At 70.4% G+C, this 22,848-nt stretch carries 18 protein-coding genes; 11 read left to right on the forward strand and 7 right to left on the reverse strand.

Annotation, left to right across the window (positions count from 1 at the left end):
- Nucleotides 1–152: 152 nt before the first annotated feature.
- Nucleotides 153–293 carry a hypothetical protein gene (locus tag IT184_14860; protein ID MCC7010084.1) on the reverse strand — a complete coding sequence of 47 codons (141 nt, stop codon included), beginning with the start codon at nt 291–293 and terminating at the stop codon, nt 153–155.
- A gap of 43 nt (nt 294–336) precedes the next feature.
- On the opposite strand from IT184_14860, the gene IT184_14865 reads away from it, so the two are divergent.
- The 4 genes from IT184_14865 to IT184_14880 are packed head-to-tail and all read left to right on the forward strand — an operon-like array spanning nt 337 to nt 4,188.
- The gene (locus IT184_14865; protein MCC7010085.1) at nt 337–1,386 is read left to right on the forward strand and encodes an efflux RND transporter periplasmic adaptor subunit; all 1,050 of its coding nucleotides are present in this window, start codon (nt 337–339) and stop codon (nt 1,384–1,386) included.
- 1 nt (nt 1,387) lies between these two features.
- Nucleotides 1,388–2,371 (forward strand): ATP-binding cassette domain-containing protein, encoded by a 984-nt coding sequence (locus IT184_14870; protein MCC7010086.1) that lies wholly within the window; start codon nt 1,388–1,390, stop codon nt 2,369–2,371.
- A 3-nt stretch (nt 2,372–2,374) separates the two neighbouring features.
- Entirely contained in the window at nt 2,375–3,490 is a 1,116-nt protein-coding gene (locus IT184_14875) for an ABC transporter permease (GenBank protein ID MCC7010087.1), read from the forward strand.
- Nucleotides 3,487–4,188 carry a CerR family C-terminal domain-containing protein gene (locus IT184_14880; GenBank protein MCC7010088.1) on the forward strand — a complete coding sequence of 234 codons (702 nt, stop codon included), beginning with the start codon at nt 3,487–3,489 and terminating at the stop codon, nt 4,186–4,188. The genes IT184_14875 and IT184_14880 overlap by 4 nt, the downstream gene beginning before the upstream one ends.
- Before the next feature lie 17 nt (nt 4,189–4,205).
- Here IT184_14880 and IT184_14885 read toward each other — a convergent pair whose 3' ends face one another.
- Nucleotides 4,206–5,369 (reverse strand): DUF1343 domain-containing protein, encoded by a 1,164-nt coding sequence (locus IT184_14885; GenBank protein ID MCC7010089.1) that lies wholly within the window; start codon nt 5,367–5,369, stop codon nt 4,206–4,208.
- 1,988 nt (nt 5,370–7,357) lie between these two features.
- A complete protein-coding gene (locus IT184_14890; GenBank protein MCC7010090.1) occupies nt 7,358–8,794 on the reverse strand; it encodes a cardiolipin synthase B in 1,437 nt (478 codons plus the stop codon).
- Between the two features lie 96 nt (nt 8,795–8,890).
- Between IT184_14890 and IT184_14895 the strand changes: the two genes are divergently transcribed.
- From IT184_14895 to IT184_14925, 7 genes are all read left to right on the forward strand, one after another.
- Nucleotides 8,891–9,256, forward strand: coding sequence for a hypothetical protein (locus tag IT184_14895; protein ID MCC7010091.1), 366 nt, complete (start codon nt 8,891–8,893; stop codon nt 9,254–9,256).
- Between the two features lie 98 nt (nt 9,257–9,354).
- Complete coding sequence (locus IT184_14900) at nt 9,355–10,740, forward strand: hypothetical protein (GenBank protein ID MCC7010092.1); 1,386 nt, start codon at nt 9,355–9,357, stop codon at nt 10,738–10,740.
- A gap of 16 nt (nt 10,741–10,756) precedes the next feature.
- A complete protein-coding gene (locus IT184_14905; protein MCC7010093.1) occupies nt 10,757–11,689 on the forward strand; it encodes a zinc ABC transporter substrate-binding protein in 933 nt (310 codons plus the stop codon).
- Nucleotides 11,690–11,697: 8 nt separating this feature from the next.
- Nucleotides 11,698–12,516, forward strand: coding sequence for a metal ABC transporter permease (locus tag IT184_14910; protein ID MCC7010094.1), 819 nt, complete (start codon nt 11,698–11,700; stop codon nt 12,514–12,516).
- A 67-nt stretch (nt 12,517–12,583) separates the two neighbouring features.
- Nucleotides 12,584–13,186, forward strand: a complete 603-nt coding sequence (locus tag IT184_14915; protein ID MCC7010095.1) for a hypothetical protein — start codon at nt 12,584–12,586, stop codon at nt 13,184–13,186.
- A gap of 51 nt (nt 13,187–13,237) precedes the next feature.
- On the forward strand, nt 13,238–14,599 hold the full coding sequence (locus tag IT184_14920) for a pyridoxal-phosphate dependent enzyme (GenBank protein ID MCC7010096.1): 1,362 nt from the start codon (nt 13,238–13,240) through the stop codon (nt 14,597–14,599).
- Between the two features lie 50 nt (nt 14,600–14,649).
- Complete coding sequence (locus IT184_14925; protein ID MCC7010097.1) at nt 14,650–15,777, forward strand: TIGR00730 family Rossman fold protein; 1,128 nt, start codon at nt 14,650–14,652, stop codon at nt 15,775–15,777.
- A 150-nt stretch (nt 15,778–15,927) separates the two neighbouring features.
- Here IT184_14925 and IT184_14930 read toward each other — a convergent pair whose 3' ends face one another.
- Genes IT184_14930 through pyk form a run of 4 tightly spaced genes read right to left on the reverse strand, consistent with a single transcriptional unit; the run spans nt 15,928 to nt 22,409 of the window.
- Complete coding sequence (locus IT184_14930) at nt 15,928–17,874, reverse strand: hypothetical protein (protein ID MCC7010098.1); 1,947 nt, start codon at nt 17,872–17,874, stop codon at nt 15,928–15,930.
- Nucleotides 17,875–17,899: 25 nt separating this feature from the next.
- Nucleotides 17,900–19,849 carry a hypothetical protein gene (locus IT184_14935; GenBank protein MCC7010099.1) on the reverse strand — a complete coding sequence of 650 codons (1,950 nt, stop codon included), beginning with the start codon at nt 19,847–19,849 and terminating at the stop codon, nt 17,900–17,902.
- The gene (locus IT184_14940) at nt 19,846–20,976 is read right to left on the reverse strand and encodes an AI-2E family transporter (protein ID MCC7010100.1); all 1,131 of its coding nucleotides are present in this window, start codon (nt 20,974–20,976) and stop codon (nt 19,846–19,848) included. Before IT184_14940 ends, IT184_14935 begins: the two co-directional genes overlap by 4 nt.
- Nucleotides 20,973–22,409 (reverse strand): pyruvate kinase, encoded by a 1,437-nt coding sequence (gene pyk / locus IT184_14945; GenBank protein MCC7010101.1) that lies wholly within the window; start codon nt 22,407–22,409, stop codon nt 20,973–20,975. Before pyk ends, IT184_14940 begins: the two co-directional genes overlap by 4 nt.
- Between the last annotated feature and the right edge of the window lie 439 nt (nt 22,410–22,848).

Consider the following 22,848-nt stretch of genomic DNA (forward strand, 5'->3'; position numbering starts at 1 on the left):
GCGCAGTGTAGTACGGCCGATCCGATCTCGCCAGCCCGACACGCGACGTTTGGACACCAGACGGCCGGCCGGATCCTGCAGAATCAACTACATGGATCGGGATTTCTTCACCGGAAAGTAGTCTAGCCGCTGACGGCCGGACGCGGCGGGCTTCAACCGCCGCTGCTCGGCCCGCCGACCAGCACGACGTTCAGCAGGATCGCCGTCGGCCGGGCCAGCGCGGCCAGGGACCGGCCTCGCCTCACCGGTTCGGACGTGGAGACGTCCACCGTCGTCGCGCTTGCGCTCTTCATTGAAACAGTTGTTTAATTCACTTGTTTCACGTCGAGAGGTGTCATGAGACGTTCGTGGATCCGGCTCGTTCTCCTCCTCGGGCTCGCCGTCGCGGGCGGCGCGTACTACTACGTGCGCGCGCGTCCCGCCGCCCTCGTGCTCACCGGCATCGTGACGACCGACGACGTGCGGGTGAGCGCGCAGGTGCCCGGCCAGATCGCCCGCCTGCTCGTGAAGGAGGGGGACGCGGTCGCGCGCGGCCAGTTGCTGGCCGAGCTGCGCCCCGACGAGCTGCAGGCGGAGTCGGTCTACTTCGCGCAGGCGGCGGCCGGCGCGTCGTCGCAGGTGCAGCAGAGCGAAGCTGCGCTTCGCTGGGAACGGCAGCAGGTCGAGAACCAGGTGGCCCAGGCCGAGGCGGCGGTGGCCGCCGCCGAGGCCGCGCAGCGGTCGGCCGAGGCCGACCTCGAGCGCGCGCGGCTCACGTTCGAGCGCAACCGTCGCCTCGTCGACCAGGGCGTCGTGGCCGCCGAGGAGTTCGATCAATCGCGGACGGCGCACGACGCGCTCGCGGCCAGAGTGGCGTCGCTCGCGCGGCAGACCGACGCGGCCCGCGCCGCGGCCGCCATCGCGCGCTCGAACGCCGAGCAGGTCGCGATCCGCCAGAGCCAGGTGCAGGCGAGCCGGTTCGAGTCGGCCGCCGCGCGCGCGCAGCGGCGGAAGGCCGACGTGCGGCTCGCCTACACGCAGGTGCTGGCGCCCGCCGCCGGCATCGTGGACGTGCGGGCCGCGCGCGAGGGGGAAGTGGTCACCGCCGGTCAGCCGATCGTGTCGCTCATCGACCCGGACGATCTCTGGGTTCGGGCCGACGTCGAGGAGAGCTACATCGATCGCGTGCGCGTTGGCGACAGCTTGACGATCCGGCTGCCCTCCGGCGCCGAGCGGCCCGGCGTCATCTTCTATCGGGGCGCCGACGCGGGGTTCGCCACGCAGCGCGACGTGAGCCGCACGAAGCGCGACATCCGCACGTTCGAGATCCGGCTGCGCGCCGACAACCGCGACCGCCGGCTCGCCGTTGGCATGACCGCCTACGTGCTGATGCCGGTGGGGCAGTAGCGTGCCGGCCATCAGCGTCCGCCAACTGGTGAAGCGCTTCGGCGACTTCACCGCGGTCAAGGGCATCAGCTTCGACGTCGAGGAGGGGGAGATCTTCGGCCTGCTCGGCCCGAACGGCGCCGGCAAGTCCACGCTCATCCGCATGCTCACCACGCTCATCGAGCCCACGTCGGGGACGGCGGTGATCGCCGGCGCCGACGTCCTGACCCAGGCCGACGAAGTGCGGCGCGCGATTGGCGTGATCCCGCAGGCGATGACGAGCGACACCGAGCTGAGCGTGCGCGAGAACCTGGTCATCTACGCGAAGCTGTACGGCGTGCCGCGCGATCGCCGCAACCGGCTCATCGGCGAGCTGCTCGACGCCGTCGAGCTGACGGCCTGGGCCGACAAGCCGGTCAAGTTCCTGTCGGGCGGCATGCGGCGCCGCGTGGAGATCGCGCGCGGCCTGGTCCACGAACCCCGCGTCTTCTTCCTCGACGAGCCGACCACCGGCCTCGACCCGGTGTCGCGCGTCGCCGTCTGGGACATGCTCCGGCGGATCAAGGAGCAGCGCAGCCTGACGGTGCTGCTCACGACGCACTACATGGACGAGGCCGATCGGCTCTGCGATCACATCGCCATCGTCGACCACGGCGAGCTGAAAGCGCTGGATTCGCCGCTCATGCTCAAGGCGTCGATCGCCGGGACGAATGCGCTCGAGGTCAGCTTCTCGGCCGTGCCGCAGGGCTGGGACGCACGGCTGCGGGCGCTGCCGGCCGTCGGCGAGGTGGCGCGCCAGGATGCAGTGTTCCGCATCGCGACGGCGAACGGTCCGGCCACGACGCGCGCGCTGTTCGACGCGGCCGAGTCGGCCGGCGTGGCCGTGCAGTCGCTCGCGGTGCACAGCACCACGCTCGACGACGTCTTCGTGCACTACACCGGCCGGGCGCTGCGGGACGCGCTCCAGGACCCCGCGCCCCGCGACTTCTCGTTCATGAGGCGCTGACCCGTGTCGCGCACCTGGGCCATCGTCGAACGCGAGCTGCGGCGCTTCCGGCGGAGCCCCACGCTCATCGTGATGTCGCTCATCTTCCCGATCCTGCAGCTCGTCGTCCTGGGGTACGCGTTCGGCGGGAACGTGAAACACCTCCGGCTGGCCATCGTCGACCAGGATCGCGGGGTGCCGGCCATCCGCATCCGCGAGCTGGCGCTCGCGGTATCGGCCAACGCGCAGACGTTCGACCCGGTGCTCTACGCCGATCAGGGGGACGCCGTGGCCGACCTGCGCACCGGCCGGGTGAACGGCGTGCTCACGATTCCGCCCGGCTACTCGCGGCGCGTGCTCGCGAACGACGGCCCTCGGCTCGCGCTGATCGAGGACAACAGCGACAGCTTCGTGACCGCCACGCTGGCCGCGCAGATCGGCAACCTCGTCGCCGCGGCGGGCCGGCCCGCCGTGGACGTCGCGCGCGTCGGCGGCGCGCCGGCGCTCGACGTCGTCGAGGTCTATCCGTACGTGCCGTACATCCAGTACCTGCTGCCCGGCTCGATCGTGATGTCGATCTTCATGATGGTGATGATCGGCGGCGGGATCATCTTCATCGACGACAAGGCGCGCGGGCTGCACGAAGGCTATCTGGTGACGCCGATCTCGAAGCTCGAACTGATCGCCGGCTTCAACCTGTCGGGGACCATCAAAGCCGTGCTGGCCGGCACGGTCCTCATGACGATCGGATCGGTGATCGCCGGCATCCCCGATCCGTTCGCGCCGATGCGGCTCCTGCGCGTCTTCGTCGTGATCGTGTTCACGGCCTTCGCGCTGATCAGCCTGATGTTCCTGATCATGGTCCGCGTCACGGACCCGCTGGTGCCGCGCGCGATCTTCGGGATCCTCAACACGCTGCTGTACTTCCCGAGCGGCGCGGTGTACCCGCAGCAGGGCTTTCCGGGGTGGATGCAGGCGATCGCCGCCGTCGATCCGTTCACCTACGCCGTGCACGCCTTCAAGAGCCTGCTGCTGAAGAACACGGGCTTCGACGCGATCGGTCCGGACCTGCTGTATCTGGCGGCGTTCTCGTTCGTCGGCATGACGCTGGCGGTCAGGCTGTTCCGGAGGACGCTGTGAGACGGGCACCGGCGGATCAGGAGACGCGGCGGCGGCTGCTCGACGCCGCGACGCGCCTCTTCGCGGAGCGCGGGTACTGGCACGTGACGGTGCGCGAGATCTGCGCGGCGGCGCGCGCCAACGTCGCGGCCGTCAATTACCACTTCGGCGACAAGATGGGCCTCTACCGCGAGGTCATCGACTCGGCGGCCGCCGTCGCCCGCGAGAGCACGGCGCTCGCCATCCGGGCGGGCGCGGGCGTCTCGCCGCGCGAGCAGCTCTGCCGCTACATCGACGTGCTGTACCGCCGGATGTCGTCCGCGACCGGGCCGCTCTACCTCCAGCAGATCGTGCACCGCGAGATGACCGAGCCCACCGGGGCCGTGACGACGTTGGTCGATCGGCTGCTGAAGGGACGCTTCGAGTACCTGCAGCAGGTCATCGGCGCCATGCTCCGGTTGCCTCCGACCGACGCGCGCGTCGCGCTCGCGGCGACCACGATTCACGGCATGATCATCATGCACCGCCCGACGCCGCTCTCCGAGCGGATCGGCAAGGCGCTGCAGTTGTCGTTCACGCCGGCCGACGTGAGCGCGCATCTCGTGCAGTTCGCCCTTGGCGGCCTCGACAGCTATGCGGCCGACGGGCGCGCGCGCGAAGCCGTCGTGCGCCGCTCGCGCCGGGCCGGCAGGCGCCCGCCTGTTGCCGAGCAGCACTGAGGCCGGCGCCTCGCCGTCTACTCGTAGAGCAGGAACCGTTGCCGCACGGCGAGGAACGGCTCGACTGCTGCGGCCCAGCCCGCGGCGATGTCCTGCGGCCGCTCGCCGCGCGCCATCGCGTCGCGCAAGCCCGACGAACCGTACAGGATGTCGATCGGCATCTTCGTGTGCTCGTACTCGTACGGCGGGTCGCGCCACGCGAAGCGGTCGGGCGCCGCGCGGCGGAACGCGTCGACGAGCGCCACGCCCGTTGCGACGGCGCGGAACGCGCCGCGGTCGAGCACGTGCACCTGGCACCCGCCGCAGGCCGTCTGCGCGTGTTTCTGGAACGTCGGTTCGAACATCACCGGGCGGAACCGCACGCCGGGCAGGCCGAGCGCATTGAGCGCAGCCGAAAACGGCTCCGGATCCACCCACGGGGCGCCGACGAGCTCGAACGGCCGCGTCGTGCCTCGCCCCTCGGACACGTTCGTCCCTTCGAACAGCACCGTCCCGGGATACACGATGGCGCCCTCGAGCGTCGGCAGGTTGGGCGACGGCAGAATCCACGACAGCCCGGTGGCGTCGAAGTACTGGTCGCGCCGCCAGCCGCGCATCGCCACGACCTCGAGCTTCGCGCCGATGCCGAAGTGCTCGTTGAACAGCCGCGCCAGCTCGCCGATCGTCATGCCGTGTCGCATCGGGATCGGGTACTCGCCCACGAACGACTCGAAGCCGTGATGGAGCATCGGCCCTTCGACCGCCACGCCGCCGATCGGGTTCGGGCGATCGCACACCACGATCGGGAGGCCCTCCCGCGCCGCGGCGACGAGGCAGTGCGCCATCGTGTAGACGTACGTGTAGATCCGCGTGCCCACGTCCTGCAGCTCGACGACGAGCGCGTCGAGGCCGCGGAGCATGTCCCGCGTCGGCTCGCGCGTTTCACTGTAGAGCGAGTAGATCGGGACGCGCCGGCGCACATCCTGCGCGTGCGGCGACTCGATCATGTTGTCCTGGACGTCGGATCGAAACCCATGCTGCGGACCGAAGATCGCCCCGACGCGCACGCCGGCGTCTTCGGCGCGATCGATCGCGTGCGCGAGGTTCGCCGAGACCGACGCCGGGTTGCACACCAGGCCCACGGTCCGGCCTTTGAGAAGCTGCTGCTGGAAGAGCACGTCGGACCCGAGCGTCACGGACATGGAGGAGATGATAGAACGACGGGTACGACGGGTACGACTGGTACGACGGGTACGACGGGCGAGAGGAACGAACTGACGTGGGCCAGCTTCTTCGGGTACGACGGGTGCGATTGGTACGACGGGGCACTGACGCTGGCCAACCTTTTTCGGGTACGCCAGGTGCGACTGGTGCGACGGGTACGACGGGCGAGAGGAACGAACTGACGTGGGCCAGCTTCTTCGGGTACGACGGGTACGACGGGTACGACGGGTACGACAGGCGACTGGAACGCACTGACGCTGGCCAACCTTTTTCGGGTACGACAGGTGCGACTGGTGCGACGGGTACGACGGGCGAGTGGAACGCACTGACGTGGGTCAGCTTCTTCGGGTACGACGGGTACGACTGATACGGCGGGTACGACAGGCGACTGGAACGCACTGACGCTGGCCAACCTTCTTCGGGTACGACGGGTGCGACTGGTACGACGGGTACGACTGGTACGACGGGTACGACAGGCGAGAGGAACGCACTGACGCTGGCCAACTTTCTTCGGATACGACGGGTACGACCGGCACGATGGGTACGCCGAGGACAACCGGTACGACGAGACCCGGCTCCTGTTCGTCAACGGCGTGTTGACTCGCACGCGAGCGCGACGGTTGTTGGGGCCACAACGCCCTCGCTGGTCGTTGTGCGCCTGCCAATCCTCGCGCCGGATTCCGGGCGTTTTCGGAGCGCCGCCGGCGAGACCGCGCGCGGGTGGTGGTCGCGACTTCCGATCCTCCAGCGCCGCATCACCGTGCCGGTGACGGTGCACCCATTTGGCGACCGTCCGGACACTGATGGCCATCCTGCGTGAGCTGGACGGCGGCAACGGTGTCCGCGTGCTGCTCCAGCCGCAGCACTTCGGGAAAGGTGCGGCTTGCTCCGCTCGGGACTGACTCCAGCCCTACTTCCTCACGCGGGCACCAGCGGCTGTCGCATCCTCGCGGTCGTCTTCGCACTACAGCGGAATCTCATTCGGGAGTCCCTCCAGAAACAGTGGCTTGGTGTGGTAACCGCTGTTGTTTCCAGAGATTTCCCGAATGAACAACCTGCGTAGCATTCACAGTTCGGGCGAGACGTCTACTTTCGGTGTAGTCATGGCGCCGGAGCTCGAGCAGTTGGTGGTCTCGGCAACCGACTCTTCGTTCGGGTGCTCGTCCCGAACGTCTCGTCGGAGACTCCACGTTCGCGTTGTCGATCAGCTCGCGGCCGCAGGATGACGCGCAGCGTCTGGGCCCATCCAGGCATCGAGCGCGTCTTCCACAGACTCCTCGGGGTCGTCGACGACGACGATCGTGCGGAGGTCGCGGTGCGGCTCCAAGCGATCCAAGCTGCGGACGACGCGCATCAGCGGGCGGCTGTCGCCTTCGATGGCGAGGCGCTCACGTGTGAGTCGTCAACGACGTTGAGCCTGCGAACTGGCCAGCAGCGGCAAGCGCGTCGCGCATGAACCACCGATCGCACTCGCCACGCGCCGTCATCGCTGGCAGGACGACGGCCCCGGCCAGCCAACCGTCACCGCCGTATGAATCGTACCCGTCGTCCCCGAAAAAGGGTTAGCGCGCGTCAGTTCGTTCCTCTCGCCCGTCGTACCCGTCGCACCCGTCGTACCTGTCGCACCCGAAAAGGTGACGAGCGTCAGTGCGTTCCTGTCGCTTGTCGTACCCGTCGTACCGGTCGTACCTGTCGCACCCGTCGTACCGGTTGTACCTGTCGCACCCGAAAAGGTGACGTGCGTCAGCGCGTTCCTGTCGCCCGTCGTACCCGTCGCACCGGTCGTACCTGTCGCACCCGAAAAGGTGACCCGCGTCAGTGCGTTCCAGTCGCCTGTCGTACCCGTCGTACCTGTCGTACCTGTCGCACCCGAAAAGGTGACGTGCGTCAGTTCGTTCCTGTCGCCCGTCGTACCCGTCGCACCCGTCGCACCCGTCGTACCTGTCGCACCCGTCGTACCCGTGCCCTATCGCTGCCGCCAGACCGTCCAGGCCTCGACGAGCAGTGCGACGCCGAACCAGGTCGCGACCGCGGCCAGCGGCCACGCGAGCAGCCAGGGCACGAAGAAGACGACGACCGCCAGGGCGACGAGCAGGAGGCCGAGCCAGACGACCGGCTGGACCTCGAAGTCCTCGAGCCGGCGGCTGCCCGTGAGCGCGGCGCCGAACGTGCGGCCGACGCCGGCGACCGTCCGCATGACCCGCCGCGACGGCTTGTAGCCCGTCCCGGCGCGGACGCCCGGCAGCCGGCGGGGGCGCGGCGCCGCCGGGCGCGGGCTGCCGAGCACGATCTCCGTCGACCGCGCGAGATCGTCCTCGAACTGCGCGGCGAGCGTCGACGCGACCCCCTCGTGCTCGATCGCGACGTCCATTTCCCAGTTGCCGATCCAGCTCGTGATGTTGAGGTTGGTCGATCCGATCCGCGCCCATCGCTGGTCGGCGATGGCCGTCTTGGCGTGGATCATGGTGCCGTTCCACTCGAAGATGCGGACGCCGGCCTCGAGCAGCGGCCGGTAGAGCGACCGTGACAACGGCACGACCCACCCGACGTCGCTGTTGCGCGGCAGCAGCAGCCGCACGTCCACGCCGTCGCGCGCCGCGCGCTTCAGTCCCTCGAGATACGGGCCCGGCCCGACGAAATACGCGTCGGTGATCCAGAGCGACTGGCGCGCGAGCGCCGCGACGAGCAGATCCAGCCGGAAGAGGTTGGCGGTGAACGGCTCGGTGGGAATCAGCCGCAAGCTGACGTCGCCGGCCGGCGGCACGAACGTCGGCAACGGGACCTCCGACGGCGTGCCGCCCACCAGCCGCCAACTGTCGGCGAACGCCGCCTCCGCGTGCGTGACCGCCGGCCCCGTGATCGCCAGCCCGGTGTCGCGCCAGGGCGCGAGCCCCTTCTCCGGGATCCCGAGCCAGAGCTGGCCGATGCACAGCCCGGAGACGAACGCGATCTCTCCATCCACCGTGAGCAGCTTGCGGTGATTGCGCCGCAGCCAGCCGAGCGCGCTCGACAGGGCGGGCGGATTGAACGCCCTCACTTCGCCGCCAGCGGCGACGAGCGGAGAGAAGAGCCCGCGCAAGGGCCCGAGACCACACCCGAACCAGTCGTAGATCACGCGCACCGCGATGCCCTCGCGCGCCTTGGCGGCGAGCGCCTCGACGAACCGCCGGCCGACGGCATCGCGGTGGACGATGTACATCTCGACGTGGATCGATCGGCGTGCCCGCTCGATCGCGCGCTCCCACGCCGGGTAGTTCTCGGTCGCGTCGCGCAGCACGTCGACGTGGTTGCCGGTGATGAGCGGCGCGCCCGCGGCACGGCTGAACGCCTGATCGGCGAGCGTACGCAGCGTCTCGAGATCCCGCGGCGCCGGTCCGGGACGCACGGCCGTTCTGGTCGGCATGGCTTCAGCGTACGACAGGAGCGCCGGCCGACGGCCACGAGCGGCCGCGCGCCGAGTTGACGCTCCTGAAGTCGAGGCATACAGTCTTTCACAGGTATGTTCGCAGCGAAGCGGCACTGGATCGCCCGCGTGGCGCTGTTCGTCCTGCTCGGGACGTTCTCGTCGCCGCTCTTCGCCGCGATGCACCTCGCTTCGGGCGACGATCCGGCCTGCGATCCCTCCGGGCTCGGGCCACGGCACGCGTCCTCGCAGTTCGAAGCGGCGCAGCCGCCGCCGGCGAGCGGGCACTGCGACGTCTGTCACTGGATCCGCGTCGTGACGCATCGACGCGCCGCCGGGCCGCCGAGGATGGACGTCCCGCGGGCGGCCGAGCTGGTCGCCCCCGCCCCCTACCAGACCTGGATCGGCCAGCCCCTTCTCTCGCCACGCGCGTCACGCGCTCCGCCCGTCGTCTCGCTGTAGTTCCGCGTCGCCGGAGCCCGGCCACCGGCCCGCCAGGTTGGCGGGCGCTGATCCGTGTCATCCGGGTGGACCGATCCCAGTGAGATGCGAGGTGTGAGATGAACCGTCGATTCTGTGTTGTCGCAGCCACGGCTGTCGGAATCGTCGCGGCGCTGGCGTTCGCGGCGCGCGCCGAGGCGCAGCCGGCGCCGCGGACAGCCGCGTCCGCCGCCGACGCGCCCGATGACGTCCGCGCGCTCCGCGAGGAGCTCGATCGGCTGCGAGAGGAGTTCGCCGCGATCCGCCGGCAGTACGACGATCGGCTGTTCGCGCTCGAAGAACGGCTTGCGGCAATCAGCGGAGGGCCGCGCGTGATTGCGCCCGATGCGGCATCCGTTGCGCGTGGTGCGTCCGCTGAGGAAGCGGCGGCGCCACGGTCGCCTGCCCCCGAGCGTCCGGTGCCGCAGGACGCCGCGCTCCAATCCGCCACTCCGCCAAGCTCCGCCCAGGTCTTCAACCCCGCGACCTCGGTGATCGGCAATTTCGTGGCCGCCGCCGGGAGGAACGCGGCGAGTGCCCAGCCTTCGTTCGAGCTGGGCGAAGCCGAGGTTGCCTTTCAGGCCGTCGTGGACCCGTACTCCCGCGCCGACTTCTACCTCGCCGCGTCGCCCGAAGGCCTCGAGATCGAAGAGGGCTACCTCACGTTCACGGCGCTCCCGGCGGACCTGCTCCTGAAGGTCGGCAAGCTTCGCGCGCAGTTCGGGAAGGCGAACACCCTGCACACGCACGCGCGGCCGACGGCCGACGTGCCGCTCGTGGTCGAGAACCTCATCGGCGGCGACGAGGGGCTGTCGGACGCCGGCGTGTCGCTCTCGCGGTTGATTCACAACCCGTACGTGTTCCTGGAGGCGACCGGCGAAGTCTATGCCGGCACGTCGGACGTCTTCGCCACCTCGCGCCGATCGCGGCTGACCTACGTCGGCCGGCTCCGCGCGTACCGCGATCTGACGGAAGACAAGAACCTCGATCTCGGCGCGTCGTTCGCGTACGGGCCCACGGAGGGGTTGCTGCCCGACACGCTGTTCGGGCCGGACGGCGTGGTCCCCGAGCTCGGCAAGCGGCTCATCGGCGTCGACGCGACCTTCCGGTACCGGCCGCTGCGGCGCGCGATCTACAGCCGGCTGAACCTGCGGACCGAGCTGGTCTGGAGCCGCCAGAGCCTGCCGGCCGCCAGCCACACGACGGCATTCGGGTTCTACGGTCTCGGCGAGTACCAGTTCGCACGCCGGTGGTACCTCGGCGCTCGCGTGGATCGCGCCGGCCGCGTCTTCGACGGGACGTCGAAGGACTACGGCGGGTCGTTCTTCGTCACGTTCTGGCCGACCGAGTTCAGCCAGATCCGCAGCCAGTACCGGCGGACGCGTTACGCGGAAGGCCTCACCGCCAACGAGCTGCTCATGCAGGTCAACTTCGCGATCGGGGCTCATGGCGCCCACGTGTTCTAACGCCACGGAGAAGGTCATGCGCACATCAGCGTTCCGTCTCACGTTCCTCGCCGTGCTCGCCGTGCTCGGTGCGGCCGCGCCCGCCCGCGCGGCGCTCAGCGTCGTCACGACCACCGAGGACCTCGCCGCCATCGTGCGCGAGGTCGGCGGTGACAAGGTGACCGTCACGGCCCTGGCGAAGGGCTATCAGGATCCGCACTTCGTGGAGCCGAAGCCGAGCTTCATCCTCGCCGTCAGTCGCGCCAACCTGCTCGTCGTCGTCGGCCGCGAGCTCGAAGTCGGCTGGCTGCCGACGCTCATCACGAGCAGCCGGAACGCCAGGATCCAGCCGGGCGCGCCGGGCTACCTCGATGCCTCGCTCAACGTCCGGATTCTCGAGATCCCGACCGGACAGATCACCCGCGCGATGGGCGACGTCCATCCGCAAGGCAATCCGCACTACTGGCTCGATCCGGCCAACGGCCGCCGCATCGCCGAGGCCGTGCGCGATCGGCTCGCGCAGCTCGCGCCGGCGGACCGCGCGACGTTCGAGAGCCGCTACCAGGACTTCGACCGCCGGCTGGCCGCGGCCGAGAAGCGCTGGGACGCCGCCATGGCGCCGTACAAAGGCACCAAGATCGTCACGTATCACCGCTCGTGGCCGAACTTCATGGATCGCTTCGGCCTCGCCGTGATGGGGTACGTCGAGCCCAAGCCTGGGATCCCGCCGTCGCCGTCGCACACGGTGGAGCTCATCGGCGACATGAAAGCCCAAGGGGTCAAGCTCATCGTCGTCGAGCCGTACTTCGACAAGAAGACGCCACAGGCGATCGCGGCGCAGGTCGGGGGGCTCGTGCTCGAGCTGATGCCGTCGGTCGGCGGCGACAGGAGCATCACCGACTACATCGAGCTCTTCGACTACGACATCGACCTGCTGACGGCGTCGTTGCGGAAAGCGACGGGCCGATAGTGGATCCCGTGCTGCTCACGTTCCTCGCGGCACCCATCGCCGCGAGCCTGATCATCGCCGGCATCCACGCCTACCTCGGCCTGCACGTCGTCGAGCGCGGCGTGATCTTCGTGGATCTGTCGCTCGCGCAGATCGCGTCGCTCGGCGCGGCCATCGCGGTGTGGCAGGGAGCCGATCCGCACGCCCCGTCGGTGTACTGGATGAGCCTCGCGTTCACGATGATCGGCGCCGCCGTGTTCGCGCTCGTCAAGGGGCACGACGCGAACATCCCGCAGGAGGCGATCATCGGCATCTCGTACGCCGTGGCGTCGGCCGCCGTGATCCTCACGATGAGCCAGTCGACGGGCGAAGCCGAGCACTTGAAGGACATGCTCGTGGGCAACATCCTCGCCGTGCAGTGGCCCGAGGTCTGGCTGACCGGCGGCGTCTACTTCGTGATCGGCCTGTTCCACTATGCGTTCCGCCAGCGGTTCCTCGAGATCTCGGTGGATCCCCGGGGCGCCGCGGCGCGCGGCGTCAGCGTGCGCGCCTGGGACTTCCTCTTCTACGCGTCGTTCGGCCTCGTCGTCACCCGGTCGGTCGCGATCGCGGGCGTGCTGCTGGTCTTCTGCTATTTGATCGTGCCGTCGGTCGGCGCCATGCTCTGGGCGCGGCGCATCGGGGCGCGGCTGGCCATCGGCTGGGTGATGGGCGTCCTCGTCTCGATCCTCGGGATGTACTTCTCGGTGGTGTTCGACCTGCCGACCGGCGCCACCATCGTGTGCACCTTCGGCCTCGTGCTCATGGCGATGGCCGCGCTGCGGCCGCTCGTCGCCGGCCGGCGCTGACGGGATTCGGCCGTCCGGCGCCCGCGGTTTGCGGTATAGTGTCCGGTACACCTTATTGGACTGGTCCATGCGGGGCGATTCAGTTCGTGACTTCTACGCGAAGACCCTGGCACTGCTGGGGCTCGGCGTGCTGGCCGGCACTGGCGCGCTCGTGGACTACTGGCCCGCGTCGAAGGTGAACCTCCCCGCGGCCGATCCCGTCTTGGTCATGCCGGACGTCGCCTGGACGGCGATCCCGGCTGCGCCGGTTCGGCCGGTCGAGCTTCGGCTCGCGCCGCTCGTCACGCCGATGACCGCCGCTCCCGCACCCATTCTGCCCGTGCCCGAGCCGGTCTTCGTCATGCCGGCGCTGCAGCGCGTCGTGCTCTCGGCGCCGCCAGCCGACGTCTTGACGCCCGTCGTCTGGACGGCCTCGCAGCCGCACACCGAGATCGCGCTCTCCGATTACCAGCCGTTCGAGCCGGTCGCCGTCCTGGCGTCGAGCGATCTTCGCGAGCCCGTCGCGTCGCTCGCGACGACGTCGTCGCCGGACGACGATGACTGGTGGATTACGGCGGCGGCGAAGCGCACCGGCTCGTCGATCGCGCGTACCGGCGTCCGCACGGGCGCCTCGTTCGTCGGCCTCGTCCGCGCCGTCAACCGCGCGGTGCGGCGGGCGCTCCCGAACTGATCGTCCCGATCCCGCGCCACCTCGGCGACGTCGAGTGAGCCCGTGCGTCCGATCGCTGATTCCATTCTCGAGACGATCGGCGACACGCCGCTCGTGCGGATCCATCGCCTGACCCGGGGCGTCGTGCGCGCCGAGGTGCTCGCCAAGCTCGAGACCTTCAATCCCGGCCACTCGACGAAGGACCGAATGGCCGTCCGGATGATCGAGGACGCCGAGCGGCGCGGACGGCTCGTTCCTGGCGGCGTGATCGTGGAAGGCACGTCGGGCAACACCGGCATGGGGCTGGCGATGGCCGCCGCCGTCAAAGGCTATCGCTGCATCTTCACGACCACCGACAAGCAATCGAAGGAGAAGATGGACGCGTTGCGGGCCTTCGGCGCCGAGGTCGTCGTCTGCCCGACCGACGTGGACCCGGAGGATCCGCGGTCCTACTACTCGGTGGCCGCGCGGATCGAGCGGGAGACGCCGAACGCGTGGCGCGCGAGCCAGTACGACAACCCCGCCAATCCTGCCGCCCACTTCGAGCAGACGGGACCGGAGATTTGGGAGCAGACCGGCGGCCGCATCACGCAGCTCGTGTGCGGCGTCGGCACCGGCGGCACGATCTCGGGTGCGGGCCGCTACCTGAAATCGAAGAATCCGGCCATCAAGGTCTGGGGTATCGACACGTACGGGTCGGCGCTGAAGACGTTCAAGGACACGGGCGTCTTCGACAAGAACGAGAGCTACCCGTACATCACCGAAGGCATCGGCGAGGACTTCCTGCCGGCGAACGTCGACTTCGACGTCATCGATCACTTCGAGAAGGTCACCGACCGCGACGCCGCGATCATGACCCGGCGGTTGACGCGCGAAGAAGGCATCTTCGCCGGCAACTCCGCCGGCGCCGTGATGGCCGGCTTGCTGCAGCTCGCGCCGCACTTCACCGGCGCCGACGTGGTCGTCGCGATTCTCCACGACCACGGCACCCGGTATCTCGCCAAGATGTTCAACGACGAGTGGATGCACGCCCACGGCTTCCTGGACAAGACGGGGCTCGTGGCGCGCGACCTCGTGGCGCACCGGACGCGCCGGACGCTCGTGACGGTCGAGGCGTCCGCGCCCGTGAGCCGCGCCGTGCAGGTCATGACCGAGCACGACTACTCCCAGGTGCCGGTCACCGAGGATGGGCGCATCGTGGGCTCGGTGAACGAGCCATGCCTCTACTCGGCGCTCGTCAACGATCCCGGCGTCCGCCTGCAGCCGGTGCGCACCGTGATGCAGGCAGCGTTTCCGTTCGTCGACATCTCGACGGGGATCGACGCGCTGGCGGCGATGATCACGGCCGACAACCCCGCCGTGCTGGTGCGCGACTTCAAGTCGAACGAGACGTTCATCATCACCCGCTCCGACATCATTCGCGCGATGGGGTAGCGGGGCGAGCGCGGCCGGTGACGCCGGAGCCGCGTGCGATGATGAAGGGCATGGACGAGACCCCTCCCGCCGACGATCTGGCGCAGGGCGCCATCGAGCCGCTCGAGCCGTTGTCTCGCCGGCTGGCGCCGACGCGTCAGCGGCTGCGCCGCCGGACCGGCACGGGCGATCCGGAGCTCGACGCCCGGATCCGCGCGCTCGTGGAATCGATCGAGGTCGATCATCCGGCGCTGCTCGAGGACATCGTGCAGACCGCCTTCGTCATGGCACGCAGCGCGGACCGCGGCGAGATGAAGCTCGTCAGCCGATCGCTGCGGGAGCTGAGCCGCGCGTTCCGCATCTTCGGCCCGTACCGCGGTCGGCGCAAAGTGTCGATCTTCGGATCGGCGCGGACGCAGGCGCACGAACCGGAGTACGTCGCGGCCCGCGACTTCGCGGCCGAGATGAGCCGCCGCGGCTGGATGGTGATCACGGGCGCCGGCCCGGGCATCATGGCCGCCGGGCACGAAGGCGCCGGCGCCGCCAACAGCTTCGGCGTGGGCATCAAGCTGCCGGCCGAGCAGGAAGCCAACGCGTTCATCGCGCGCGATCCCAAGCTCATCGACTTCAAGTACTTCTTCACGCGCAAGATCGCGTTCATCAAGGAGTCGGACGCGTTCGCGCTGCTGCCCGGCGGATTCGGCACGCTCGACGAGGCGTACGAGCTGCTGACGCTCATGCAAACCGGCAAGGCGGCGATCCGGCCGGTCGTGCTGATCGATCCGGAGGGCAGCCGCTACTGGCACGAGTGGCGAACGGGGGTCGAGGAGCATCTCGTCGCGAACCGGCTCGTGTCGGCAGACGATCTGTCGTTCGTCAAGCTCGTCTACGGGATCCCGGAGGCGGTGGAAGAGATCGAGCGGTTCTACGCCAACTACCAGTCCGCGCGGTACGTCGGCGAGCGGCTGGTGATCCGGCTCGAGCACGCGCCGACGCCGGAACAGCTCGCGCGGCTCAACGCACAGTTCTCGGACCTCGTCGCCGCCGGGGCGATTGAGTCGATTCCCACGACCGCCGAAGAGCTCCGCGACAACGACGTCGTCGACCTGCCGCGGATCGCGTTCCAGCCGAAGTACGACTTCGCGCGCCTGCGCCAGTTGATCGACGCCATCAACGCGTTCGCGACGCCGGCCGCGTGACGCGGCGATGGCCCTCGACGCGCGGGCAGACCGGCGCCTGTGCAGCCCGGCGAGCGCAGCCTCGCATGTTCGGGCAGGCGGACGAACGACGATCCCGTTGGCGCGTCGTCCGACGATCCCGCCGACGGGAGACCGGCTGTACGCCGATCCTCAGCGCACGCGGTAGAGCTCGAGCGGGCCGTCGGCGCCGGCCGGCTGCAGGTGGAGCGTCGTGATCAGGAACCGCCGCGCATCGTCCGGTACGCGGTCGCGATCGACGACGACCCAGCCGAGCCCGACCTGCGCGACGAACGCATCGGCGGCGTTCGCCGCGCGCTGGAGGGCCTCGGCCTGCGGCTGGCGCTCCTCGCTCCACGCGATCAGCACCGACGCGTACGGGTGCTGTTCGTAGATCGCTTTGGTGCGCTCGTCGACGCGTGAGAGGTATCCGCCGACGATCGGCTTGCGGTGCGTGGTCTGGTAGAGCAGCGACCCCGGGCCGAAGTTGCCGATCGACGACAAGCCGTCCCGGACGCCGAACGGCACCTCGAGCACGCTCGCGGGACGCGGGTCGTCCGCGATCGTGCGATACACGTCCGGCGTCGCGGCGGTGTAGAGCGGCCGAGGCGCGGGCAGCAGCTCGATCGCCAGCGCGGCGGCGACCGCGGCCACGATCGTCCGGCCCCGCGACGCCGGCGCGGCGTGCAGGATGGCGGCCAGCGCCTGGGCGAAGATCGCCGACAGCCCGAGGAACATGAGGATCCCGAACCGCTGCGGCATGCGGGCATCGCCGATGACCGGCAGGTAGCGCAGGAACGTCCACGGCGTCGGCACGAACGTCTGGTGCCCGGCGACGCGCAGGAAGGGGCCGAACGCGAGCAATGCGAAGCCGATCGTGATCACGAGCCAGAGCCGATCGATTCGAAGGCCGGCGCGTCGCGCGCAGAAGATCGTCGCGGCCGCCACCCACGAGATCGAGAGCACGTTCTCTTCGTAGCGGCCGGGCTGGCGCGCCACCCAGTCGACGATCGCCGACGGCGCCCACGGATGGTTCGGGTTGGGCAGCAGGAACGCCAGCAGGTCGGCGCCGGGAGCGCTCGATCGCCAGAGCACGGGCGCCCGCACGAAACGCGACTCCGCGGCGAGTTGGCCCAGCGCGTAGAGCTCCGGCGCCATCAGGATTGCCGCGGTCGTCGCCATCACGATCGCGCCGATCCAGATCCGGCTCGGCAGCGGCCGCCAGCGGACGGCGAACGTCCACGTCAGCAGCACTCTCGCGGCCACGAGCACCGACAGCAGCAGCATCGGCGTGTACAGCGTCCGCATCGACACGCTGCCGGCGCCTGCGCGCAGCGTGCCGCCGCTCAGCCCGTAGACCGTCGTCATCACGACGACGAGCGCGGCGGCGACGACGTCGATGGTGCGCCTGGCGCCGGCGCCGCGTTGGCGGCGGCCGGCGATCGTGATCTCCACGACCCGGACCGCTGCGACCACCACGGCCAGCATCGCGCAGTAGATCGCGTAGTACGGATCCGAGTACGCGGCCCACGCCACCGCGACGCCCGCGAGCGCGGCATCGCGGACGCGGCGATGCTGCCACGTCACGTCGAACCAGTACAGGAAGAACGGCAGCGCCGCGGCCGAGGCCAGGCTGAAGTGGGCCGTTCCGCGCGCGACGAGAAAGGGCGAGGCCGCGAACATCGCGCCCGCGACCCACGACACGGCCGCGCGGCCGGTGACGTGGTGCGCCAACACGAACATGCCGAGGCCGGAGAGCGCGATACCCAGCATGAAGACGACGTTGAACGCCCCGACGACGCCGAGCCACGGCTGCAGCGGCAACGTCAGCAGGTCCGCCGCAGCCGTGTAGTTGTGCAGGCCGAGCGGCGCGGCGCCCGCCAGCAGGAGGACCATCGAGGTCGAGAAGGGCCAGTGCTGGCGTTCGAGGAGCTCGTGACGGAAGACCCACGTGTTCCAGACGTACACGCCCGTATCGCCTCCGGGGATGCCGGTGACGTGCGTGGAGAGATGGAGAGCCAGCGGCCAGGTCTGGAGGACGGCGAGCAGGCAGTACCCCGCGAAGGCCGGCAGCGCGAGACGTCGAAGAGACGAGGGCATGCGGATCGCGCGCGAGTGATGCGTGTCAGGCTGGGCGCAACCAGCCGACCCACGCCGAGGCGCCCAGCGCGACGGCCCACCCGAGCATGACGATGCACGCGAGACGTGGAACGCGGCCGAGCGGCCAGGCCCAGCTCACGCCGGCCGCCGCGAGCAACACGATGGCCGGGTACGTGCCGAGAAGCGTTCGCGAGATGAACTCGTCCGCGTACCGAACGTAGCGCGGATCGACCGCCGTCATCGTGCCGGCCGCGGTGAAGACGATGAACGCGAGAAGCCAGGCGCCGATCGACAGCACGGCGGGATCGATCGTGCGGCGCCGCGCAAGGGCGGCCGCGCCCACCGCACCGAGCATCAGCACCGGCACGCCGACGGCGCGCATCGTCGCGCCGGCCGCGCGGGCGGCGCGGCCGGACGCCGGCGCGGCCACGGGCGGCGGGCTCGACGAACCCGCCGCGACGGCCGCGCTCGCGCCCGAGGTGCGCGCGGCCGCGAACGTCCGGTACGACTCGCCGAAGTGCGCGTAGTAGAGCGCGATCGAGAAGAGCACCGCCGCCGCCGTGCCCGCGGCAATCACCATACCCGTCACGCGCCGCTCCCGTGGCCCCACCGCAATCGAGAGGCCGGCGAGCGCGGCGAGCGTGAAGGTGAGCAGGGCGAACGTGCTCACGTGCGACAAGAGCGCGAGGGTGACGACCGCCACCCACGCCATCATGGACGCGCGCACCGGCCATCCGACTGGCACGAGCGGGATCATCGCGATCGCGACGAGCGCGACCGACTGGGCGAAGGCGTTCGTCAGGTTCGCGTTGCCGACGACGTCGAAGGGCAGGGGCACGACCGAGGCGATGAGGGCCGCGACGGCGCCCGCGAGCGGATCGCGCCACGCGCGCATCGCCATCAGGCCGAGCACGCCGCAGGCCACGGCGTCGACGACGACGACCACGAGCCGAAGCAGCGTGACGTAGTCGGAGGTCAGGCCGATGAACGGCAGCGCGGCGACGTAGAGGCCGATCGCGTACGGGAACTGCACGCCGCTTTGAATGGGCTGCGTGAACAGGTAGCGGCCGTCGAGCACCCACTCGAGGCGGTGCGCGTGGAACACGGCGTCGATGAGCGGCTTCTCCGGATGGAGCAGGGCGACGAGCTTCAGGTGCGCCATCGCCGCCGGCACGAGCAGCACGGCCAGCTCGAGGAGCGACAGGCGACGCCCCAACCGGCGCTCGACGAGCAGCGCGAGCGCCGCCGACAGCATCGCGATCCACACGCCCACCCACAGCACGGCGCGCCGGTACGCCGGCGCGTAGGGCGCGGGGCCGAGCGTCATCGGCCAAGCCTGGGCTGCGCCCGTGATCACGGCGATGCCGATCGCAAGCGCGGGGCCGCCGCCGGCCAGGGCGGCGGCAACGCCGAACGCGGCCGGTGCCGACGCCGCGGGGATGACGCCGGCGATCGACGGCCACGTCCATCCGTCGGGCTCGCACCGGATCTCGTCGACCTGCACGCCCAGCCGCCGCCGATCGCCGGGCCCCGGCACGAACGTCGGATCGGCGCGCAGCGTCAGGCGCAGGCCGGAGGCGTCGGGCCGCGCCGGCGCCACGACCGTGACGGTTTCGAACTCGTTGCCGAGCATGCGCGGCCCGGTGGCGCGGCCGTCGATCTCGAGCACGACGATCGCCGGAGGCACGGTGTCGGGATGCGCGCCGCGCAGCCGCACGTCGCAGCGCCAGGCCACGCGGCGGCTCGCACCGGCGAGCGTCACGCCGGCGCGCTCGCCGGTCCACGCGAACGTGAGCTCGCCCGCGCGCTCGACCGGGTACAGTCCCGACGTGATGCGCGGAAGGTCTTCGTCCATCTCGAAGACGACCTGCGGGTGCTGCCGCTGCCAGAAGACGACGGCGCACGCGGCGGCCAACGCGCCGGCCGCCGCAGCTACCAGCGCCAGTCGAAGCCGCGCACCCGCAATCGCGTTCATCGCTGGGGGACGACGGCCCGTGCCCGCGTCTCGGCATCGGCGCCGGCGGGAGTCACCGGGACGCGCGTCCAGTCCGCCCAGTGACGATAGCCGACCGACAGCATCGCCATGGCCGGCACGGCGAGGAACACGCCGACGATGCCGCCGAGCTCGGCGCCGATGAGCACGCCCAGGATGATCGTCAGCGGGTGCAGGTGCGTGCCGTGCCCGATGAGACGCGGGTAGATCACGTAGTCCTGCACGATGCGCAGGACGATCAGGAAGGACACCACCCACACGGCGAGCAGCGGCGCCTGCACGGCCGCCACGATGCCGGCCGCCACCGCGGTGACGAGCGGACCGACGAGCGGGATGAACTCGAGCACGCCGGCGGCCGCGCCGAGCAGCGCGGCGTACGGGACGCGCAGCACGGCGAAGCCCAGCCCGCACGTCACGCCGACGATCAGGCAGGCGAGCAGTTGCGCCCTGATGTACGCGGCGATCGCGGTGTTCAGCTCCTGCACGAGCCGGTAGCCCGGACCGCGCCACGCGGAGGGGAGCGCCTGGACCGCGTAGTAGCGGAGCACGTCGACGTCGCGGAGGAAGAAGAACGCGAGCACGGGGATCAGCACGAGCCAGGGCACGAAGCTCACGAGCGAGAGCGACGCGAGGAGCGACTCCTGCCCGTACACCACGCCGGCCGCCACGGCCGCCGCGATCGCCTCGTCAACGTGCGCCTGGAACTCCGGCGGCAGCTTCGCCCGTTCCCAGGCCGCCCAGTCGGCGCTCCACGCGCGCACGGCGCTCACGTAGGCCGGTCCACGCGCCGCGATGTCCGAGGCCTGGAGCGAGAGCCGCGGGACGAGCAGCACGAGCGCGGCGCCCGCCGCGGCCATCATCGCCAGATAGACGAGCCCGGTTGAGATCCCGCGCGAGGTCGTTCGCGACATCGACGGCCGGCGTACCGTGCGCTCCACGGCGGCGACGAGCGGTGCGATCAAGTACGCGAAGAACACCGCCAGCACGACCGCGAGCAGCACGATCTGGATGCGGTAGAGCACGACGAGCGCGAGCGCTGCGGCCAGCACGAGCGCGATCACCTGCGCGGCGGGCCGGAGCACGGCCGGCCGGGACGGCCCGGTCGTCACGGCGTCGCTCCCGCCCGCGGGATGACCGCCACGCGCAGCGAGTCGGTGTGCCCCGGGCCGGCTCGCGGCGAGCCGGCGAGCACGACGACGATGTCGCCGGGCCGCGCGAGCCCGCCGCCGACCGCTTCGGCGATCGCGCGATCCATGACTTCCTCGGTGGAGGCCGCCACGCCCGAGAGCAGCATCGGCTGCACGCCCCAGCAGAGCGACAGCCGCCGCAGCGCCTGCACGTCGCCGGTCAGGCCGTACAACGGCGCGAGCGGCCGGAAGCTCGCCATCTTGCGCGCGGTCGCACCGGTGCGCGTGCAACAGAGGATCGCCTGCGCATCGAGGTCGTGCGCCGCCTGCCAGGCCGCGTGCGCCGTCGCGACGTTGACGTCGGACAAATCGCGGTTGCCGAGCACGAACGACTGGAGCGACGCCGGCGTGAGCTCGGCCTCCGCGCGGCGCGCGAGCCGATCCATCGTCTCGACGACGAGCACGGGGTCGTGGCCGACCGCGGTCTCGGCCGAGAGCATCACGGCGCTCGCCTGATCGAGCACCGCGTTGGCGACGTCGGTCGCCTCCGCGCGCGTCGGCGTGGGGGCCTCGATCATCGACTCGAGCATCTGCGTGGCGACGAGCACCGGTTTGCCGTTCCGCACCGTCTCCCGGATGATCCGCTTCTGCAGGTGCGGCACGTCCTCGATCGGCAGCTCCGTGCCGAGATCGCCGCGGGCCACCATGATGGCGTCCGACGCCGCGATGATCTCGGCGAGGTGGTGCACGGCGGGCGCGGTCTCGATCTTCGCCATGAGCCACGGTCCGCCGCCGCCGACGGCCGCACGGACCGCGCGCACGTCCGCACCGGAGCGGACGAACGAGATCGCGATGATGTCCACCGGGTCGTCGCGGAACGCCGCGATGAGCTCCAGATCTTCGGCCGTCGGCACGGCGGCCCTGAACCGCTCCGTCGGCACGCGGACGCCCTTGCGTCCGACGAGCGTGCCGCCGTTCGTGACGCGCGCGTGGACCTCGTCGCCGGCGATGCGCTCGACGGCCAGGTGCACGATGCCGTCGCCGATGCCGAGCACGTCGCCCGGACGGACGTCGGCGGCGAGCGTGTCGTAGTCCACGACGAAGCGGGCGGCCGTGCTCGGCTCGTCGTGACCGGCGACGAGCGTGACGAGGTCGCCCGGCGCCAACTGGGCCGGCTCGCCGAACCCGGTCGTCCGGACTTTCGGTCCCGGAAGATCGACCATGACGGCGACGGGCTGGCCCAGCGCATCGGCCTCGGCCCGAACCGCCGCGACGAGCGCGCGCTGCGCGTCTCGCGTGCCGTGCGCGAGCGTGATCCGCGCCACGTTCATGCCGGCCGTGATGAGCGCGCGGATGGCCGCCGGCGACGATGAGGCGGGCCCGAGCGTCGCGACGATCTTCGTGCGGCGGATCATCGGAGACGAAGCCACACGGACGCGCCGGACGTCATGGGACGAGAGTCTTGCACAGCTCCGTTGGCGCCGCCACCCCAGGACCCCTTCGCGGCGCCGCCGGGATTTCTCGCGGTGCCGGCGGCCAGGTGAAACGGCGCGGCTCTCTGGCCGTAATCCTGTTGTGGACGAAGTCTTGCAGCACGGGTTTCGTCGACGCTCCGTGAGGCTGGTGTGACTTCGACTCGGCGGATGCCGGACAGGTGCATGGCGGCGGCACTCGTGGTGGCCCTGATCGGGTTGCCCTTGCTCCCCCCGACGCACGTGCATCGGGCCGGTATCGAAAGCCGTTCTGCGGCGATCGCGCACAGTCACGTCATCGCGGATCAGGCCACGAGCGAAGGGGCCCCTCGCGGAGCGTCGCTGGCTCCCCCGCACGGTAACCACGGCAATGCCGTGTTTC

This window comes from Acidobacteriota bacterium (assembly GCA_020853395.1).
In the GTDB taxonomy this organism is placed as follows: domain Bacteria; phylum Acidobacteriota; class Vicinamibacteria; order Vicinamibacterales; family SCN-69-37; genus JADYYY01.

Excerpts from the sequence above, each read along its gene's own strand:
- IT184_14860 (MCC7010084.1), bottom strand. The coding sequence starts at position 293 with ATGAAGAGCGCAAGCGCGACGACGGTGGACGTCTCCACGTCCGAACCG.
- IT184_14865 (MCC7010085.1), top strand. The coding sequence starts at position 337 with ATGAGACGTTCGTGGATCCGGCTCGTTCTCCTCCTCGGGCTCGCCGTC.
- IT184_14885 (MCC7010089.1), bottom strand. The coding sequence starts at position 5,369 with ATGTCCGTGACGCTCGGGTCCGACGTGCTCTTCCAGCAGCAGCTTCTC.
- IT184_14890 (MCC7010090.1), bottom strand. The coding sequence starts at position 8,794 with ATGCCGACCAGAACGGCCGTGCGTCCCGGACCGGCGCCGCGGGATCTC.
- IT184_14895 (MCC7010091.1), top strand. The coding sequence starts at position 8,891 with ATGTTCGCAGCGAAGCGGCACTGGATCGCCCGCGTGGCGCTGTTCGTC.
- IT184_14900 (MCC7010092.1), top strand. The coding sequence starts at position 9,355 with ATGAACCGTCGATTCTGTGTTGTCGCAGCCACGGCTGTCGGAATCGTC.
- IT184_14905 (MCC7010093.1), top strand. The coding sequence starts at position 10,757 with ATGCGCACATCAGCGTTCCGTCTCACGTTCCTCGCCGTGCTCGCCGTG.
- IT184_14915 (MCC7010095.1), top strand. The coding sequence starts at position 12,584 with ATGCGGGGCGATTCAGTTCGTGACTTCTACGCGAAGACCCTGGCACTG.
- IT184_14925 (MCC7010097.1), top strand. The coding sequence starts at position 14,650 with ATGGACGAGACCCCTCCCGCCGACGATCTGGCGCAGGGCGCCATCGAG.
- IT184_14930 (MCC7010098.1), bottom strand. The coding sequence starts at position 17,874 with ATGCCCTCGTCTCTTCGACGTCTCGCGCTGCCGGCCTTCGCGGGGTAC.
- IT184_14935 (MCC7010099.1), bottom strand. The coding sequence starts at position 19,849 with ATGAACGCGATTGCGGGTGCGCGGCTTCGACTGGCGCTGGTAGCTGCG.
- pyk (MCC7010101.1), bottom strand. The coding sequence starts at position 22,409 with ATGATCCGCCGCACGAAGATCGTCGCGACGCTCGGGCCCGCCTCATCG.